Annotated in this window: 16 protein-coding genes; 7 read left to right on the top strand and 9 right to left on the bottom strand. The window is 44.5% G+C overall.

The features are described from left to right. Window positions 1-5: 5 nt before the first annotated feature. Window positions 6-425: a DUF3617 domain-containing protein gene (locus KKOR_RS00775; protein ID WP_012800095.1), complete on the top strand. Its 420-nt coding sequence runs from the start codon at window positions 6-8 to the stop codon at window positions 423-425. 91 nt (window positions 426-516) lie between these two features. On the opposite strand, the gene KKOR_RS13305 is transcribed toward KKOR_RS00775, so the two are convergent. Both KKOR_RS13305 and katG read right to left on the bottom strand, forming a co-directional pair. After that, a complete protein-coding gene (locus KKOR_RS13305; protein ID WP_012800094.1) occupies window positions 517-957 on the bottom strand; it encodes a c-type cytochrome in 441 nt (146 codons plus the stop codon). 88 nt (window positions 958-1,045) lie between these two features. Beyond that, complete coding sequence (gene katG / locus KKOR_RS00765) at window positions 1,046-3,277, bottom strand: catalase/peroxidase HPI (RefSeq protein ID WP_012800093.1); 2,232 nt, start codon at window positions 3,275-3,277, stop codon at window positions 1,046-1,048. Between the two features lie 392 nt (window positions 3,278-3,669). On the opposite strand from katG, the gene KKOR_RS00760 reads away from it, so the two are divergent. Beyond that, window positions 3,670-6,294, top strand: a complete 2,625-nt coding sequence (locus KKOR_RS00760; RefSeq protein ID WP_012800092.1) for a DUF2339 domain-containing protein — start codon at window positions 3,670-3,672, stop codon at window positions 6,292-6,294. Between the two features lie 91 nt (window positions 6,295-6,385). On the opposite strand, the gene KKOR_RS00755 is transcribed toward KKOR_RS00760, so the two are convergent. Both KKOR_RS00755 and KKOR_RS00750 read right to left on the bottom strand, forming a co-directional pair. Then, the gene (locus KKOR_RS00755; protein WP_012800091.1) at window positions 6,386-6,787 is read right to left on the bottom strand and encodes a VOC family protein; all 402 of its coding nucleotides are present in this window, start codon (window positions 6,785-6,787) and stop codon (window positions 6,386-6,388) included. A gap of 20 nt (window positions 6,788-6,807) precedes the next feature. Next, on the bottom strand, window positions 6,808-7,206 hold the full coding sequence (locus KKOR_RS00750; RefSeq protein ID WP_012800090.1) for an OsmC family protein: 399 nt from the start codon (window positions 7,204-7,206) through the stop codon (window positions 6,808-6,810). Between the two features lie 128 nt (window positions 7,207-7,334). Here KKOR_RS00750 and crp point away from each other — a divergent pair, with 128 nt between their 5' ends. Beyond that, window positions 7,335-7,970: a cAMP-activated global transcriptional regulator CRP gene (gene crp / locus KKOR_RS00745; protein ID WP_012800089.1), complete on the top strand. Its 636-nt coding sequence runs from the start codon at window positions 7,335-7,337 to the stop codon at window positions 7,968-7,970. 76 nt (window positions 7,971-8,046) lie between these two features. Here the strand turns inward: crp and KKOR_RS00740 are convergent, their stop codons facing one another. The 3 genes from KKOR_RS00740 to KKOR_RS00730 all read right to left on the bottom strand — a co-directional run bounded on the left by KKOR_RS00740 (window position 8,047) and on the right by KKOR_RS00730 (window position 10,533). Then, window positions 8,047-8,652 (bottom strand): anthranilate synthase component II, encoded by a 606-nt coding sequence (locus KKOR_RS00740; protein WP_041296086.1) that lies wholly within the window; start codon window positions 8,650-8,652, stop codon window positions 8,047-8,049. A gap of 308 nt (window positions 8,653-8,960) precedes the next feature. Then, window positions 8,961-9,638: a ribulose-phosphate 3-epimerase gene (gene rpe / locus KKOR_RS00735; RefSeq protein ID WP_012800087.1), complete on the bottom strand. Its 678-nt coding sequence runs from the start codon at window positions 9,636-9,638 to the stop codon at window positions 8,961-8,963. A gap of 151 nt (window positions 9,639-9,789) precedes the next feature. After that, on the bottom strand, window positions 9,790-10,533 hold the full coding sequence (locus KKOR_RS00730; protein WP_012800086.1) for a DUF3050 domain-containing protein: 744 nt from the start codon (window positions 10,531-10,533) through the stop codon (window positions 9,790-9,792). 384 nt (window positions 10,534-10,917) lie between these two features. Between KKOR_RS00730 and KKOR_RS00725 the strand changes: the two genes are divergently transcribed. Next, on the top strand, window positions 10,918-11,454 hold the full coding sequence (locus KKOR_RS00725; protein ID WP_012800085.1) for a hemerythrin domain-containing protein: 537 nt from the start codon (window positions 10,918-10,920) through the stop codon (window positions 11,452-11,454). A 109-nt stretch (window positions 11,455-11,563) separates the two neighbouring features. Here the strand turns inward: KKOR_RS00725 and KKOR_RS00720 are convergent, their stop codons facing one another. Beyond that, window positions 11,564-12,691 carry a VanZ family protein gene (locus KKOR_RS00720; RefSeq protein ID WP_012800084.1) on the bottom strand — a complete coding sequence of 376 codons (1,128 nt, stop codon included), beginning with the start codon at window positions 12,689-12,691 and terminating at the stop codon, window positions 11,564-11,566. A gap of 152 nt (window positions 12,692-12,843) precedes the next feature. On the opposite strand from KKOR_RS00720, the gene KKOR_RS00715 reads away from it, so the two are divergent. Genes KKOR_RS00715 through plsB form a run of 3 tightly spaced genes read left to right on the top strand, consistent with a single transcriptional unit; the run spans window position 12,844 to window position 18,219 of the window. After that, window positions 12,844-14,415 (top strand): acyl-CoA ligase (AMP-forming), exosortase A system-associated, encoded by a 1,572-nt coding sequence (locus tag KKOR_RS00715; RefSeq protein ID WP_012800083.1) that lies wholly within the window; start codon window positions 12,844-12,846, stop codon window positions 14,413-14,415. Continuing rightward, window positions 14,416-15,642, top strand: coding sequence for a pyridoxal-dependent decarboxylase, exosortase A system-associated (locus tag KKOR_RS00710; protein ID WP_012800082.1), 1,227 nt, complete (start codon window positions 14,416-14,418; stop codon window positions 15,640-15,642). It begins immediately after the preceding gene. A gap of 24 nt (window positions 15,643-15,666) precedes the next feature. Further along, complete coding sequence (plsB, locus tag KKOR_RS00705; protein ID WP_012800081.1) at window positions 15,667-18,219, top strand: glycerol-3-phosphate 1-O-acyltransferase PlsB; 2,553 nt, start codon at window positions 15,667-15,669, stop codon at window positions 18,217-18,219. Here plsB and ubiA read toward each other — a convergent pair. Continuing rightward, on the bottom strand, window positions 18,175-18,999 hold the full coding sequence (gene ubiA / locus KKOR_RS00700; protein ID WP_049756768.1) for a 4-hydroxybenzoate octaprenyltransferase: 825 nt from the start codon (window positions 18,997-18,999) through the stop codon (window positions 18,175-18,177). The genes plsB and ubiA overlap by 45 nt on opposite strands. Window positions 19,000-19,003 lie beyond the last annotated feature (4 nt).

Here is a 19,003-nt window from a genome sequence, read left to right as displayed (position 1 = left end):
TCATTATGTTTAAAATATTTTCTCTTTCTCTTATCGCTTTTACAGCCCTTTCTTTTTCCTCTGCGCAAGCATCGGAGTTATCCATCAACCCAGGCCTTTGGAAAACAACTACAACAACCAGCAACTCCTTACTTGATCAAACACAAACTTCAACCACGGAAGAGTGCGTTACCGAGACCTCATTTAATCCAGAAGAAATGACCGAAGAATTAGGTGAGTGTGAAGTTATTAGAAATGACATTTCAGGCAACACCTTAACTTTTGGCATGGCCTGTAGTGCTGAAGGTAATGAAGTGACTGTTAATGGAGAATATACAGCAGAAGATGATACCGGGCATGGCACCATGGATATGAATATGTCGATGCAAGGTATGCAGATGGAAATTAATATGCGATGGACTTCTGAACGTATTGGCGACTGTTAATTTATTAGCCAATCACTTTCAATGAGCGTTATTTATATAATCGATAACGCTCAGACCACATTTCTTATTGCCTTCCTAATACCACTTATTCTTATAAGCCTGGCTCTTTCATAAAAGCTATCATTGCCCTGCGCACGTCTTCGTCTGGCACACCTTTAAAGGTCATGCACATACCCGGCAGTAATGATTCAGGCTTTGCCAACCAGTTAGCCATCACTTCTTCAGTCCACACAAAGTCAGCTTCTTTTAATGCGTTTGAATAATCATAACCTTCTACAGCCCCAACTTTTCGCCCAATAATACCCTCAAGGTGCGGTCCAAAGCTTGAACCTTTTTCAGTACTCATTTCGTGGCAACCGCCACAACGAAAGCGAAAATATTTTGCGCCCTGAGTGATCAGTTCTTTGGATACAGAATTTTCAGCAACCACTTCTTGATTCTGTTTTTGTTTCGATTCTTCCACTGTTTGGTTAGCTGATAAGGTGCAGCCAGTCAAAACTGAGAATAACGTTAATAACAGTATTATTTTCATATACCCTTCGTAGAATGCTTTATGACAACATAAAAAGAAACCACCCGCAGGTGGCTTCTTAGCTTACAGTTTTATTGCCGCTTAGTAATTACTCTAGATCAAATCGATCATTTGTCATTACTTTACTCCAGGCGGCAACGAAGTCATTGACAAATTTCTCTTGCGAGTCACTTTGTGCATAAACTTCTGCTACTGCGCGAAGCTCTGAGTTAGAACCGAATATCAGATCAACGGGAGTGGCGGTCCACTTCACTTTACCTGTTGCACGGTCCTTGCCTTCATACAAACCTTCCGTACCTTTTGCTTTTGACCATTTAGTGTCCATGCTCAGCAGGTTCACAAAGAAGTCATTGGTTAAGGTGCCGGGTTTTGCCGTAAAGACACCGTGCTTAACGCCGCCAGTGTTGGCTCCCAAGGCACGCATACCACCTATTAACACGGTCATTTCTGGTACGGTCAAGCCTAATGTATCGGCTTTATCGACCATCATTTGCGCTGGTGATAAACGATTGTCTTTACCAAAGTAGTTTCGGAATGCATCTGCTTTTGGCTCAAGATACTGGACTGAATCCACTTCCGTCATTTCTGCTGTCGCATCGTTACGACCAGGGTAGAACGGAACTGTCACATCATGGCCTCCATCTTTGGCTGCTTTTTCAATGGCCGCTGCACCGCCCAGAACAATCACGTCCGCTAAGGAAACTTTCTTGCCACTCTTAAGGCTTTTGTTGAAGGCCTTCTGAATCGATTCAAGCTTCTTCATAACTTTCGCCAGTTCTTTCGGATCGTTCACTGCCCAACTTTTTTGCGGTGCTAAACGTAAGCGCGCACCGTTAGCTCCACCGCGCATGTCAGTATTGCGGAACGTTGCAGCTGAAGCCCATGCAGTTCTGACCAATTGCTCTACGGTTAGACCTGAATCCAGAATCTCCTCTTTCAAATCAGCGATTTCGTCGTCATTGATCAAGGTGTAGTCTACTTCAGGGATCGGGTCTTGCCAGCTAAGATCTTCGTTTGGTACCTCACTGCCTAAGTATCGAGCTTTCGGCCCCATATCACGGTGTGTTAACTTGAACCAGGCTTTAGCGAATGCTAGTTCAAATTCCTCTGGATTCTCATGGAATCGCTTGGAGATTTTGCGATACTCAGGATCAAACTTAAGCGACAAGTCAGTGGTGAACATGATGGGCGCATGACGCTTACCTTCAACGTGCGCATCAGGTACTAAATTTGCCGCTTGACCATCTTTGGGTATCCATTGAATCGCACCCGCTGGACTGCGAGTTTGTTCCCATTCAAAACCGAATAGATTATCGAAGTATTGAGTGGTAAACGCGATTGGGTTTACTGACCAGGCACCTTCTAAGCCACTGGTGATAGTGTCTTCAGCGTTACCTTTGCCACATTTATTTTCCCAACCCAAACCCTGGTTCTCGATTGGTGCGCCAGCGGGATCAGGCCCAATACATTCATCGGGTTTGTGCGCACCGTGCGCTTTACCGAAGGTGTGACCACCGGCAATCAAGGCAACCGTTTCTTCATCATTCATTGCCATCCGCCCAAACGTATCGCGAATGTCCTTGGCTGCTAATAATGGATCAGGTTTGCCGTTAGGACCTTCTGGGTTCACATAAATCAAACCCATCTGCACAGCTGCTAATGGATTATCCAGTTTACGATCACCTTCATAGCGCTCATCCGCTAACCATTTTTTTTCAGGGCCCCAATAGACGATATCAGGTTCCCATTGATCGACACGACCACCCGCAAAACCGAAGGTTTTAAAGCCCATCGACTCAAGCGCAACGTTACCGGTCAGTACCATTAAGTCAGCCCAGGAAATGCTACGCCCGTATTTTTGTTTTACCGGCCAAAGCAAACGACGCGCTTTATCAAGGCTCACATTATCCGGCCAGCTGTTAAGCGGCTCGAAACGTTGTTGGCCACCGCCAGCACCACCGCGGCCATCTTGCACCCGGTAAGTACCCGCACCATGCCACGCCATACGAATGAAGAAAGGACCATAATGACCATAATCTGCCGGCCACCATTCTTGATCGGAGGTCATTAAGGCTTCGATATCTTTTTTAACAGCGTTGAGGTCTAATTTGCTGAAAGCTTCAGCATAATCAAAGTCATCACCGTAGGGATTAGACTCAGGACTATGTTGGCGGAGAGGTTCAAGGTCTAGTTTGTTAGGCCACCAATATTCATTGGCCATAGACCCTGTTTCATCTGCTGCTACAGCATGGGTTGATGCCATTCCTAATGACACCGCCACTGCTAATGCAGAGATTAAAGGGATTGATTTTTTTAACATTTTACGACTCCTTTTGTATGAGAAATACAAGGTTCCTAATGAATATACTCTCACCCTAGAATCGCTAACATTTATAAAGAACTATGAGATAGATAGCTTTTATTTATAAGAAGTCAGATATGCATAGATTATGCGTTGGAGATTGGCTACCCCTAGCTCTTCCAGACAGGCATCCTGGACAGAATATATCCTTATAAAAAATAGGGTAATCCTCTCCTCTGCTAAATTCAATCCTCTCCTCGTAAAACCTGATGCTACAACACGTAATTTTCAGAACAAACTTTGATTTATTCTATATTTCAATCAATTAGCTGTTTGCTTGACCGCTAAACTGATATATTTTGGGCTATCAAATAAATCCATAACAGTTATAGGGAATTGGGAGTTACATTATGGAGTCACTTATAATGTTAGTGATATTAATGCTGTTGGTAGCATTTATCGGAGGGATATTAGGCTTTGTTTCTTTTTTCCGTATCAACAAACTTAATGAAGCTCATCAACGACTATCTCATGAGCTGAAGCAGTTAAAGTCTGCCAACGACAGACAAGCGCCAGCACAATCAGTTGCTGAAGTTAAAGCTCCTGCATCAGAAAAACAACCAGAACAGCCTGCAGAACCTTCTCGAGTAAAGGCTCCGACTCCGCAAAAACCCATAAACTCCCCTCGACCATCTCCGGCCTCTACTTCGACAAAGATAGAGAGTCCAGGTTGGCTCGACCACTTAATCGATAACTGGATGATCTGGCTGGGAGGCATGTCTGTCGGACTAGCGGGAATCTTTTTAGTTAAATACAGCATCAGCGCTGGCTTATTGGGTCCGAAAACACAAATAACATTAGCCATCGTTATTGGGCTAACATTTCATGCGGTAGCTGAGTGGCTACGTCGACGCAATAAAGGTAGCGATCCGGTATTTGCATCTTTGGCGGGCGGCGCAAGTATTACACTCTATGCCGCTTTGCTGGCCGCCCTGCACATCTATGAACTGATGCAGCCCAGCTGGGTTTTCGTCTTGCTCGCTATTGTGTCCTTACTAACCATGGGTCTGTCACTGTTACATGGTCCAGTATTAGCCATTATGGGTTTGATTGGTGCTTACATCGTGCCCATATTGGTAAACACCAACAGTGGTAACATGATAGCCGCTTTGGTTTACTCGCTAATTATCACCGGCTCCGCACTTCTGCTGGTTCGTTATGTATTTCGAGAATGGCTGTGGTGGAGTCTGGTTGCCGGTTCGCTAGGCTGGTGGCTTATCTCTCTCTCCACAAATCAGGCCGACTCTTTTCAAGGGTTCTATCTAGCTCTATTGGCGTGGGGAATATTAGCCATTCCGCGCTTTGACTGGTTGCTATCAAACAAGCAAACCGAGTCGGCTTCTCAAGCTGACAACAACACATTCAGTATCGCCAATCAACCCACCTCAATGCATCAGCTGGTGGTGCTGTTAATTACTTTGGCATGGGGCATTTCGATGCTAAGACAAGGAGAGGGAGCAATGTCCTTTGCTTTATCCACTCCTTTCATTGTTGTTGTTTTTCTAGCAAGCTTTGGTCGACAAAGTCTCTCCCTGCTACCTTGGGCTGCATTGATTGTTCAGTGGCTGGTCTGGTTTGCGATTGGATTTGAGCCTGTTGCCGGTAGCAATGGCTACCAATTCCAACTCTTACCGGATGCGCTCAAAGAGCAGTTCCTTATGTTCGCCAGTGCCATGACACTGACCTATTCGGGGCTATCTGCATGGCAATGGTACGCGCGAGGCTTCAGCCATAGCCGCGCCTCATTAGCCTTAATAGCACCTTTGGTTTGGATTTCGCTTTGTTATTTACAGGTTCATGGCCATACACCATCCCTGCTCTGGAGCGTGTTCACTCTATTACTTGGCTTAATCTATGCCCTTGTCGCTGGTTTGCGATTGCAACGAAATAAACAGGACCAAGTCGCTTTGTGGCTTACCTTGTCGGCACATTTTGCTTATTCTCTGGCTGCCGTGCTGTTCTTCCGTGAAGCTTTGCTATCTCTGGCGTTAGCAGCGCAACTATTAACATTTACCTGGTTAATCAAACGCTATCATTTCCCATGGTTAGAGTTACTACTCAAGGCCGTTCTTTCCCTTGTGGTCATTCGGCTAACCTTGAACCCCTGGCTGGCAGACTACCCAACCGATGTGCACTGGTCACTTTATACCTATGGTGGCTCCACACTATTTGCGTATTTGGCTAGTCGCTTATGCGCTCCTGAAAGCCCCCTTAAGCGCTGGCTTGAAGCCGCTACTCTACACCTTCTAATACTCGCCATTGGAACTGAACTTCGCTATTGGTTGTATGATGGCCAAATATTCGTCTCTGAATACAGCTTGGTGGAAGCTGCTATCAATACGTCATTGTGGGCTGCCTTGTCATTGATTTATTATCATCGTGCCACACTGAGCAATACCCTTGGCAACTTCTATCGCATCTGCTCGAAGTTACTACTTTTCATGGCGGCAGCCAGCTACGCTATTTGTGTTGTTATCAAAAATCCTTGGTGGAGCGGTGAATCCATTTCCGGCTTACCGATTTTCAACATACTTCTGCTGGCCTATGGTGCGCCAATCGCGTTGGCGTTACTTATAGCTCGCTTTCACAGTCCCAACTTCAAAAAAATGGCACTTAGAGTTGCTGGCTTTGCCACCTTGTTGTTCGTTACATTAGAAATCCGACAATTATGGCAGGGCAGTTCTTTGGCATTAAATCGCTCGACTGGCGATGGTGAAATTTATACCTACTCAATCGTTTGGCTACTGCTGTCTATTCCAGCGGTATTGTTTGGCACTCATTGGAGTAATAAAGAACTCTACAGAGCTGGCATGGGGTTGTTAGTTTTTGTTATTGGAAAGATATTTCTGGTGGATATGGCGGGGCTGGATGGTTTATGGCGCGTCGCCTCTTTTATGGGGCTGGGCCTCTCGCTACTCGCTCTAGCCTGGTTGCACCAAAGAGTTGCGAAGCAGGCTTCCGAGCATAGTAATTAAAAGATTTAAAAAGCAAACCCTGAAAATGTTTCTTCTCTTTCGGGGCTTGCTATCTCTCTAAAGTCTTAGCTTAGCCTCACCTCACCGACGATTAAGAGCTAGAGATGGGTGGGTGATGGATCATCTGCACCCGATTGCCATCTGGATCGGCGCAATAGAAGCTAGTCGCGCCATCTCGATGAAGCTTCGGTTCGGTGAACATTTGCACCCCATGTCCTTTTAGAAACTCATACCAATCGTAGGTATCATCTGCGGTTTTCATGATGAAGCCCAAGTGATCCAGTTTTTGCCCGCCACTGATGTCGAGGCCTGGTTGCTTGCGGTGAAGTGCAAGGTTGTCGTGTCCTTTTGAAGATAAATATACATTATCTTCATCCGGTCGCCATTCCACTTCCATGCCGATGAGGTCGGTATAAAACTTTTCGGTTTCTTCAAACTTGTCGACGAATAGCGCCAGATGGCGCATTCCTAAATGTTCTGCTGGTCGTTTCATGGCGTTATCCTAGACTTTCTCTATACTGGAACAATATCGAATGACGTTTTGATCGGCATATTAGGATCCAGTGAGTGCATCACCGAACAGTATTTCTCAACAGACAGATCGATAGCTTTTTGCACATGCTTGGTCGATAAATCTTTGCCGTTGACCACAAAGTGGAATTTGATGCCGGTAAACCGACGCGGTGGTTCATCTGCACGATCAGCTTCGATTTCGCAATGACAACCAGTGATATTCTGGCGTGCTTTTTCGAGGATCATGACTACATCAATCGACGCGCAAGCACCCGCTGACATCAATAAATTCTCCATTGGCGAAACATAATCGCCCTCCCCGCCAAACATTACGCGTTGGCGTTTGCTGTTCTTTCCGACGAAATTAAGGTCGCCGACCCAGTCTAAGCTTACTTTCATGGTGTTTTGTGACTCAGTTGTATAATTCAGGGGCTATATAGTGCCACAACAAATTTGATTTTGAAGGGGTACATGACTAAGATTTCATGCTATATTTTCATTAGATTACAATAAAATAGGACGACTTCATGGCGTTACCTTATCATTTGGCACAAGACGAGACCATTCAATGGTTCCTGAATCATTGTCAAAGACGTCGCTTCCCAGCGAAAAGTACCCTGATTTATGCCGGCGATTCGTCAAACACACTATATTTCCTGCTTGAAGGCTCTGTAACGGTGTTGATCGAAGACGATGAAGGTCGTGAGCTAGTACTTGCTTACCTCAACCCTGGTGATTTCTTCGGCGAAATGGGCCTGTTCACTGATGACCATGATCGCACCGCCTGGGTTCGTACTAAATCAGAATGCGAAGTGGCTGAACTTAGCTACGATAAATACCGCCAGTTAACTCGCGAAAACCCAGACGTTCTATTCCGCCTGGCAACCCAGTTAGCAACGCGTCTGCGTAAAACCAGCCGTAAAGTGGGCGATTTGGCTTTCCTTGATGTCACCGGTCGCGTCGCTCATGCCTTGCTTGAGTTAGCGAAAGAGCCAGATGCTATGACTCACCCAGACGGTATGCAGATTAAAGTGACCCGTCAGGAATTAAGTCGCATTGTAGGTTGTTCGCGTGAAATGGTTGGCCGAGTATTAAAAGCTCTCGAAGAACAAGGTCATATTCACGTTAAAGGTAAGACTATGGTGATCTTCGGAGCGCGCTAGTTTTATTAGTCAGTTGATATGAAAAAGCCATGTGGAAACACATGGCTTTTTTGTTGGGTCGGTTTTTTTCTGATAATTAGTCGCGATATTCCACTATAAAATTCTTCAGCATCTGATGGCCGTGCTGACTCATGATGGATTCTGGATGGAATTGCACGCCTTCGAGTTTCAGGCTGCGGTGTTTAATGCCCATGATGTATTCAAGCTCACCTTCTTCATCTTCAGTCCAAGCGGTCACTTCGAATTCTTTTGGCAGACTTTTGTTATCAACAATCAATGAGTGATAGCGAGTTGCCTCAAGAGGATTAGGCAGGTCTTTGAACACGCCCTTATCAGTATGATGAATTTCAGAGGTCTTGCCGTGCATGACTTGTTTTGCACGAACAATCTTTCCGCCAAATACCTGGGCCATGGCCTGATGCCCTAAACAAACACCGAGTATAGGGTAATCATGCGCCAGCTCTTCAATGACCGCTAAAGAGATACCCGACTCATTCGGTGTCGCTGGGCCAGGAGAGATTACGATATAGTCTGGATTGATTTCCTTTGCTTCTTTCACCGTCAGCTCATCGTTGCGTTTAACCAGAACATCCAAGCCTAAATCGGCAAAATATTGCACCAGGTTATAGGTGAAGGAGTCATAGTTATCGATCATCAATAAGCGCTTGTGTTTACCGACCATTGGCTTCGGTGCTTTGATAAAATAGGCACCAACCGCAAACACAATGCTTAAAATTAACAGGATGATAAAGCCTAGATGATTGGCAATATAGTTGGTTGAACCGGTATAACTTTCAGTCTCTGAGCAATAATGCTGATCATAAAAGTAACTGCCCCCGGAATCGAGACACTGATCAATCGCAGCTTGATCAGTAATATAGTGGCCAATAAAGGCTGCGACAACTAAGGTTACTAAGACCCACCAAACTTTTCTCATAGACTCAACCTAACAAGCTGACGTTTATCTTTCAAATAACGATTTATCGAGAACTAGCCAAGACGACCTTTCGCTGCGTTCTCTTTCATGGTGTGAATTACTTTACCGTAATCATCCGCATTGAACACCGCAGAGCCCGCCACAAAAGTATCTGCTCCACAGGCTGCGATTTCCTCAATATTATCAACCTTTACACCGCCATCTATCTCCAAACGAATATCCAAGCCTCGCTCGTCAATTAGGCGACGCACCTGTTGGCACTTTTGCAAGGTATGAGGAATAAAACTTTGCCCACCAAAACCTGGATTAACAGACATCAATAACACCATATCCAGCTTTTCGATCACATAATCTAAGACGCTTAATGGCGTTGCTGGATTAAGCACGATACCAGCTTTGCAGCCCTGCTCTTTAATCAAACCAATGGTGCGGTCCACATGCTTAGAGGCCTCGGGATGAAACGTGATATAGCTAGCACCAGCTTTTGCAAAATCAGGGATAATTCTGTCCACCGGCTCGACCATTAGATGCACATCAATAGGCGCTTTAATGCCATGATTTCTGAGTGCTTCGCAAACCATAGGTCCTATGGTTAGATTAGGCACATAATGATTATCCATTACATCAAAGTGCACCCAGTCGGCTCCAGCTTTAAGAACATTGTCGACTTCTTCACCTAGGCGAGCAAAATCAGCGGATAAAATAGAGGGGGCAATAACGATATCTTGCATAGCAGCACTTCTTGAATGAGTTTCAAGCATTGTAACCAAACTTGATTTTAAGTGCTAATGGAGACTGCCGGAAAAAAAGTGCCACCTACTCGACTAAGCGAGCAGGCAGCGAGGGGTTGGTCTTTATGACCAGACATCAAGACTAAATGACTTATGCGGCTCTAATTCCTGACTTTTGAAGCAATGCTTTTTCGACCTGATTCCATAGCGCATCACGCATCTGCAGGCACTCTTCACCGACGGTTAATGCACGTTGCCACTTATCCTTATCATCACCGCATATTGATTTGAGGCATTTTTCTGCTAATGGGCCGTGCTCATCACCATCCAGTTCGATGTGACGCTCCAGATAATAAATCAGTGTCGGACAATCTGCGTTCTCACTGATTAGTGCATCTTTAATACCGGTGAACATTTCTGGGATTAACTTTTCACGACCATACAGAAAAGCAGCCGCCACTTCTTCGTCCGTTCCCTCTTCGGCCAACTTTAAGTTGTACTCCACAAACTCACGAGCACCTTCAGGAATAATGCTTGTATCCAAAGACGCAACAAATTGCTGTACTTTAGACACGTCAGCACCTACTTCCTGCATTGCTTCCAGATACAATGAATAGTGACTGATGGGCTGTCCATTCTGATCTAAATCACTTTCTTCACCAATCACAATTTCGTTAATGAATCGCACAACTTCCGTGGGATAACTTGATTCCCGCCACGGAATATCCACGCAAGTTAATCGTCGCTGCAAAGCTTTCAGTAATGTCATGAAATCCCAAACGGCATAAACATGATACTCCATGAAAGTGCGTATATTGTCTGTTGTGTTTAATAATCCATAGGCTTTATGGTGGGATAAGGCCTGCTTTAATGGTGAGAGTTTTTGTTCAATCATAATTTCCGTCCTTCGTTCAGCTATAGTTTTAAAATTTTTTGTTCTTACCTGACATTTAAAAAATGCAGATATGCATTAACTGCTTCTTTTTATTACAGTTTTTCTATGCCTCTCTAAATAATCACACCCTTGGCAAAATAACCATATGTACCAAAGGGTTATTTATAGGGTTTTTGAAATAGTTATCACTTTTACTGGTAGTTTTCACAAAATGGTTATAAATCCTGCATAAAAAATACTTTTTTTATTGATGCATTTACGCATTGACACAGTGGTCATTTCTGCATTCTAACCTATTGATATATATCAATAATTAGTGTCTACTAGCGAGATTAAAAAGATAATATTTTGTTTTACTTTTACCTACAGCTGAGGAGTCGCACCATGTTTGGTTTTATTAAAAACTTTTTTAGTGATCGGCCGGAATCCGTCGATACTCGAGAGCCAAACCCTATTCAAGAAGTTGATTTCACCAGGAAACGTAATCATTACGGTGTTAGTTATGACCCACATCTGATTGATAATCTCAAAGGCGATCATAACCATTTGGTTGGTCTTTATGGACGTATCTGGAGCGAAGGGTTTGAAGCCAATGATCGGCAAAAAACTGCTGATCTGGTAACTCAGTTTAAACGAGACTTTCAGGCCCACCTACTTAAAGAAAACGTTAAATTCTATGTTTACCTTGAGCAGAAACTATCCGATGATTCTTCCAGTATGGATCTTGTTAAGGATTTCCGCAGTGAAATGAATGATATCGCTCAGGCAGTGATTCGTTTTTGTAAGACCTATTCCAAGCCGATTATCACCGCAGAGCAGAAACAAAGCTTTGAGAAAGACTTTGAAACCGTTGGCAAGGTATTAACGCACCGCGTTTCACTGGAAGAAAACGAACTCTATACTTTGTATCAGCCTGATTAATTTTTTTTCCTATAACCTATAGCTTCACTTTCCTTTTAGCACCTGACTGAACTCCCAATGGTCGGGTGCTTTTTTTTGCGTAACTGTTTATGCATAGTTCTTGCGAAGACTATGGTGCTATTCTCGCTAGTCTTTGGAACAGTATCGCTAATACCAGAGCCATAATAATTGAGGTGCTATCTGGTTGCTTACCTACGATAAAGAATTGCAAGGCTGTAATCACCACCACAAATAGGGTTAAAACGATACCCGCTGTTCGATAACTGGATAACCATTTACCCAGGAAATAACCAAAGGAAGCCAGTAGCAGGGACTCTCTTAATAAGGCACTGAGATTATGCCAGGTGCTTCCCGTCAGAAAGTTATCAAATGGCTTCCACTCAAAACTATTAAGGGTCGTTTGCCACTGCCATGGGAACAGATTTTGCCAGACAAATAAAACCGCTGCGCCGACGGCAATTAAAGCCACTCTGAAACTATGCCCAAGGTATGCGTGCAACAAGATTGCTAACGGAACAGCGCTAATTTCGCTCCACCCCAAATAGCTTCGGTACATAGCCAGCTTGATTATCAATACAAACAAAGTGATGCCGATAATGACGTTAATGTTGTATTTCTTGGCAACTACACGCTCTAGAACATAGTAAAAAACCATCCAGAACAGCACGCGTTCCAACCACAACTCCAGCGACCAACTGCTTTTAGCAATTTGATCTAAACCATCGCCAAACTGCTTACTTTCAAATACCGGAATATAAGGGAAAAACTGCCATGCTAGCCATAACACCAGCACCAGCAAAGCTGGCGTCAACTGGAAGCGTAAACCACGAGGAATCAGTCGCTGTACTCGCTGGCTATTGGTAAATCCAGCAATGGCAAAGCCAATTAATATACCAATGGTATTGGTTAGCGCATCCGCCGCTTCAGGAATTCTTGATGGAAGGTAAAATTGCAGCAACTGGAGAAACAGCGCAAATAAAAAGCCTCCAATAAATGTCAGGACAAGCCACAGCAATGGCCATTGTCGCTTTTCTTCCTTAATGGTCAGGGCGCTGAAAAATCCGTAAGGGATGAATAACAGAATATTGGCAATTAGATCGCTGCGAATGGTTCGATGGTGCCAACTGAATAACCATTGTGAAAAGTCCGCAGGCAAAGCTCTACCCAACTCAAAATCAAACGGATAGAGAGAACCGTAGGCAATAAACAGAATGACGATGTACCAGATGAGCCGCATAAAACCCTTTTTCTTAATCTATTTCGCTATCGGCTCAGTCGAGCCATGCGGTTGAAGTCTACTGAACCTAGAATGACATAGTTGTGCGTCAACAGCTGACGTAATTCATTGAAAAAGCTACAATAGCCGCATCTTTTCAAATCGGATCTATCATGTACTGCCAGCTTGACGCCATTGTAACTGCAAGCAAGCAAAAATTCGCGGACAAAGTCGCGATTGATGATAACAAGCGTCAATTGACCTATACCCAGCTTGACAGCGCTATTAATCAGCTTGCGCAATACTTTCTGAGTATGGGGTTGGCTCGAGGAGATCGGGTTGCGATCTATCTGCCTAAACAAGTTGAAACTGTTATCAGTATTCTTGCCGCCAGCCGCGCAGGGCTAGTCTTTGTGCCGGTCAATCCAGTACTGAAGCCTGCTCAAGTGGCCTACATCCTGGATGATTGTAACGTCAAGCTGCTGATCACAAGTCAACAAAGGGCAAAACTTTCAACTGAAGCTCTGCAAGGCTGCTCCGACCTTAGCCACCTGTTAATCATCGAGCAAGGCTTGGCTGATGATGAGGCTGAAATGGCCCTTCAACAGCACTTTTGGCCTGAGCCAGCGACAGCAGATATTCCTGCTCCGCCCATTCAGGTCATTGATCAGGACTTAGCCGCCATTCTTTATACATCAGGCTCAACCGGACAACCCAAAGGCGTCTGCTTATCCCATCGTAATCTTATTGCTGGTGCACAAAGCGTCAGTCAGTACTTACACAATAACTCGGAAGACAAAATACTGGCCGTTCTGCCGCTCAGTTTTGATTACGGTTTAAGCCAGATCACCACGGGATTGCTGATAGGTGCAACAGTGGTATTGATGGAATACCTGTTTCCTCACGATGTTATTCGTCAAGTGGCTCAGCATCAGATCACTGGCCTGGCAGCAGTACCGCCTTTATGGATTCAGCTGGCAAAGCTCGAATGGCCAGAAGAGGCTCGTTGCCTGCGTTATTTCACCAACAGTGGTGGCGCCATGCCGAAAACGACCTTGAATCAATTGCGTCAGGTCTTACCGAGTACACTTCCTTATTTAATGTATGGACTAACAGAGGCATTTCGCTCTACTTACCTTGAGCCTCAGTATGTGAATACGCACCCCGATTCTATTGGCAAAGCGATTCCTAATGCCGAAGTATTAGTGCTACGCCCTGACGGGAGCGAGTGCGATATCGATGAGCCCGGCGAGCTGGTGCATCGAGGCGTGCATGTCAGTCTTGGCTACTGGAATGCGCCGGATAAGACCGCCAGGCGTTTTAAGCCCATTGGTAACAATCCTGACTATTTGCCCGAACTGGCGGTCTGGTCAGGGGATACCGTGCGTCGCGATAAAGACGGTTTTCTCTATTTTATCGGTCGCCAAGACGATATGATAAAATGTTCAGGTTATCGCATCAGCCCTGCTGAGCTTGAAGAGAGCCTTTACCAGATGGGCGGTGTGGTTGAGGTGGTTGCTATTGGATTACCTGATGAAGAGTTGGGTCAGGCCATCATGCTATTGATCAAAACTGATGGTGACTTGACCGAGCAAGACGTTAAACGTTATTGCCAACAACAATTGCCCAATTATATGCAGCCGAAAGCTATTGAATTTGTCGATCAATTGCCACGTAATCCCAACGGCAAAATTGACCGCAAGCAATTACAAAACGACTATCAAAAAAATCATAAGGTTGAGTGAATGAGTCATAAGACGCATGCTGACATGAACCAATTTGAATCCCGTGATGGCCAGTTGGTTATTGCCGGGTATTCTGTTGAGGAGGTGGTAGCCATTGCTGGACAAACGCCCTGCTATGTCTATGACCGCTCAGTGATTAAACAGAATGTAGATAGGCTACGCCGTTTTTTTCCTAAAGTCAGTTTGCATTACGCCATTAAAGCCAATCCGATGCCCGCAGTAGTCAACTATTTATCTCATCAGGTCGATGGGCTTGATGTGGCCTCTGCTAAAGAATTGCATACCGCCTTATCAACCGGAATCTCTCCATCCAAAGTTAGTTTTGCAGGCCCTGGCAAGTCAGAACAAGAACTGACCATGGCTATATTTTCAGGCATCACCATTAACATCGAATCCATTACCGAACTAAAACGTATTATCACTATTGCTGACAGCCATGACCGTGTCGCCAATATTGCTTTACGCCTTAATCCTGATTTCGAGCTCAAATCATCGGGTATGAAAATGGGTGGCGGTCCGCAACAATTTGGAATTGATGTTGAGCAGCTTGATCAAGTGTTCGAACTACTAGAACATCCAAAACTCAATTTCATGGGCTTACATATATTTACCGGCTCACAAAATCTTAATGCTGGCTCTATCATTACTGCACATAACAGTATCTTTGCGCTGGTCGCTCGTCTGCATGCAGAATATGGTTTTAGCTTAAAACACCTTAATATTGGTGGAGGTTTTGGGATACCCTATTTTCCCGGAGACAAACTGCTTGATCTTGAGCCTATTGCCGAAAACCTAAATAAGCTGATTGATGAACACCAATCGCTACTGAATGATTGTGAATTGATTTTAGAACTGGGGCGCTATCTGGTCGGTAACGCAGGCATTTACCTTTGCCAAATTACCGATAAAAAAGTATCCCGTGGCCAGACCTATTTAATTGCTAACGGTGGCTTACATCACCACCTTGCGGCATCGGGTAATTTTGGTCAGGTTATTCGAAAAAATTATCCTGTTGCGATCGCTAACCGTATGCAACAATCTGACACCGAGCTGGTGAATATTGTTGGTCCTTTATGTACACCGCTTGATATTCTTGCCAATAAGATGGAACTCCCAAAGGCACAAATTGGTGATTGGGTAGCTGTTTATCAATCAGGCGCTTATGGTTTTACCGCCAGTCCGCGTGATTTTTTAAGCCACCCGCACCCTGTTGAGCTACTGCTCTAACTGTTTTTATCAATAGAGATTTTTATGTCGATTTCATCTTCTTTAAAACATTTTTCGTTATCTTTACTACGCTTACCTTTGAAGCTTTTGGTGCGCGAGCAAGGAGCACCGTCTGATCCAAAACAAGAGTTCGAATTAAGCAACGACGATCATATTATTTATATCTTAAGAACTCAGTCAGTGACTGCGATTGAGTTGCTTCGCCGTCAGGCTGCGCAACTTCAACTTCCAACGGCTAAAGTTACTGATAAGAAATTAGCGGTACCAGAATCAGGTAGCTGCTTATTCTTAAACAACAGACCCAGTGTTTTTCGTCGAAGCCGAGTTAATTCTGCTCATAAAGTCTCAATTGCCAAATTAGTTCAAGCACAAAAAGCTAATCCAGATAAAACCTTTAAACTTGTTCCTGTTTCAATCTACTGGGGTCGTAGCCCAGGCAAAGAAAAATCATTTTTACGCTATTTTATGTCTAACGTTGAGCAATCCGGTCGTTTTGCCAAGTTCTTCATTATGCTCTTTCTGGGTCGCCAATGTTTGGTTCAGTACGGTGAACCAATCGCCCTTAACTCTTCTCAGGTTAATCTTGATAACCCACCAGAAAAAACAGCCCATAAACTGAGTCGAATTTTACGTGTTCACTTTAACCGTCAATGGGTTGCTACTGTTGGTCCACGCACCCAAAATCGTCGCGACTTGATTGATGGTATTGTTGCGTCGGATCTGGTGCATCAAGCAGTTGAGCGCGAAATAAAAAAGACTGGAAAAACCCGTGCACAAATCGAGAAACAAGCTGGCAAATACGTTAAGGAAATTGCTGCTAACTTTAGTCCCCGCATGATTCGCTTTTTATCCACCACCTTAACGCGATTGTGGAATAAGATTTATGCCGGCATCGAAGTAAACAATCTCAAACAGGTGCGCCAACTGGCCAAAGACTATGAACTTGTTTATGTACCATGTCATCGTAGCCATGCTGATTATTTATTACTGTCCTATCAGCTCTACCACGAAGGTCTCGTTCCTCCACACATTGCTGCAGGGATTAATTTAAACTTCTGGCCTGTCGGTTCTGTTCTCCGTCGTGGCGGCGCTTTTTTCTTACGTCGCAGTTTCCGCGGCAACAAATTATATACCGCCGTTTTTAACGAATACTTATACCGACTTTTTAACAAGGGTATTCCAGTTGAATATTTCCAGGAAGGCGGTCGCAGTCGGACTGGCCGTTTATTAACCCCAAAGACTGGCATGTTGGCCATGACAGTACAAAGTATGTTGCGTGGCATTCGTCGTCCTATCATGTTTGTGCCTGTCTATATTGGCTACGAGCGCATGTTCGAAGGCAAAAGTTACGTCGGGGAATTACGCGGCCATGCCAAAAAGCAAGAATCAGTTGGACAGTTATTAGGGGTTCGCAAAGCACTTAAGCGTTTCTATGGCAAAGTATATCTAAACTTTGGTCAACCGTTAGCATTAGAAGATTATCTGGCCAAACAGAACATAGACTGGAGCGATCTACAGGGTCAGGCTCAGGCACGCCCTGATTGGCTGTCTAACTTTGTGGTTGATTTAGGAGATGAAATTAATCGTCGTATCAATGCTGCGGTCAGCCTTAACAGTGTTTGTCTGGTCAGTCTGTCTTTATTAGCGACTCCGCGTTTAGCCATGGACAAACAAGAACTGATTGCCCATCTCGATTTGTTGATGACCTTTGCTCGGCAAGCGCCTTACAGTGAGCACATCAATATCCCCGAAGAAAACGGTTCTCAGTTGTTAGACACTGCACAGAAGTTGGGTATGGTTCAGGAAATCAATGACCCTGCTGGTGATGTCATTTCAATTGAGGGTGATGAAGCGGTTCTTTCTACTTATTACAGCAATAATATTCTGCATGTCTTTGCGCTGACGTCATTAATTGCCTCAATTTTTCAACGTCATGATGATGTTACTCATGAGCACATCCTAAATGCCGTTAAGTCAGTTTATCCCTTCTTGCATCAAGAGCTGTATGTCCGTTGGGATATTAATGAACTTGAAGAACGCACCAATCAGCTTATTCAAACCATGCTTGATCATAAACTGCTGTTTAAACGTGGTGATGAATATATTCCTGCCGATAGCGAAGCCCCTGAGTGGTCACGTTTAATGTTGCTAGCTCAAGCAGCGCAACCTGCATTACAACGTTATGCTATGAGTCTTACCATTTTATTTAGTTTACAACCTGAACAGGTTATCCATCGTGCTGAACTCGAACAGGAAAGCCAAAAATTGGCGCAGCGTATCGCAGCTCTTTATGGCATCAATGCACCGGAGTTCTTTGATAAGAATCTTTTCAAATCTCAAGTCAAAGTACTAAAAGAGCAAGGCTGGGTTGAGCATAGAGAAGGCATCGGCATGCGTGCCACCGAGAGTTGCAAGGATTTATATCAAAGTATCTTGAGCATGTTAAGCATTCCTGTCCAGCAGGGCTTGCAGCAAGCTGCTCGTAGTTTACGTCAACAGGCTCGTGACCAAATTCTTCTCGTTGACAAGGACTCACCCGAATTGGTAGTGCAGGACGATACCCAGAAAGAAGACTAAGCCAACATAATTATTATTCAAAAAGGCGTTGAAGCATTCCTGTCCGTCACGAGTGCGACAACGCCACATTTGTATGCCAATTAATATCGCTGCAATGACCCAGCTGGTGTAATAGTAAATTCCAAACTCTAACTGCTCACCGACCAGATGCATGCCCATTAAAAACAAAGCCTGAATGGTGCCAACCATGACCAGATCCATGTCACCAAATAAGATTGCCGTGGACTTCAGTCCTAGTCGCATATCATCATTTCTATCCACCATTCCATATAGAGTGTCGTAAGCCAATACCCATAACAGCGTGGATGTATAAATGACCCATACGATTAACGGCAACTCATTCTGAATTGCAGCAAACGCCATCGGGATTGACCAGGCAAAAGCCGCGCCTAATATCACTTGCGGGAAATAGGTGTAACGTTTCATAAAGGGATAGGTTGCAGCCAGTGCAATAGCAACAAAACTTAAACTCACCGCAAACCAATTCAAGGTTAAGGCCAGAGCGAAAGCTAACAACACCAACAACAAAAACAAACTTAGTGCTTCACGGGAAGTGACTTTATTCTGCGCTAAGGGCCTTTGACGAGTACGCTCCACATGCGCATCAAAGTCACGGTCTGCATAATCATTAATCACACAACCCGCCGACCGCATTAAAAACACACCCAAGCAAAACACCAATAGAATCCATAACGGCGGTAACCCTTCAGCTGCGATCCACAACGCCCACAGCGTCGGCCACAGCAACAAAAAAGTACCAATCGGCTTATCCAAACGCATTAAC

This window comes from Kangiella koreensis DSM 16069, assembly GCF_000024085.1.
In the GTDB taxonomy this organism is placed as follows: domain Bacteria; phylum Pseudomonadota; class Gammaproteobacteria; order Enterobacterales; family Kangiellaceae; genus Kangiella; species Kangiella koreensis.
This window is presented reverse-complemented; position numbering and strand designations above follow the sequence as displayed.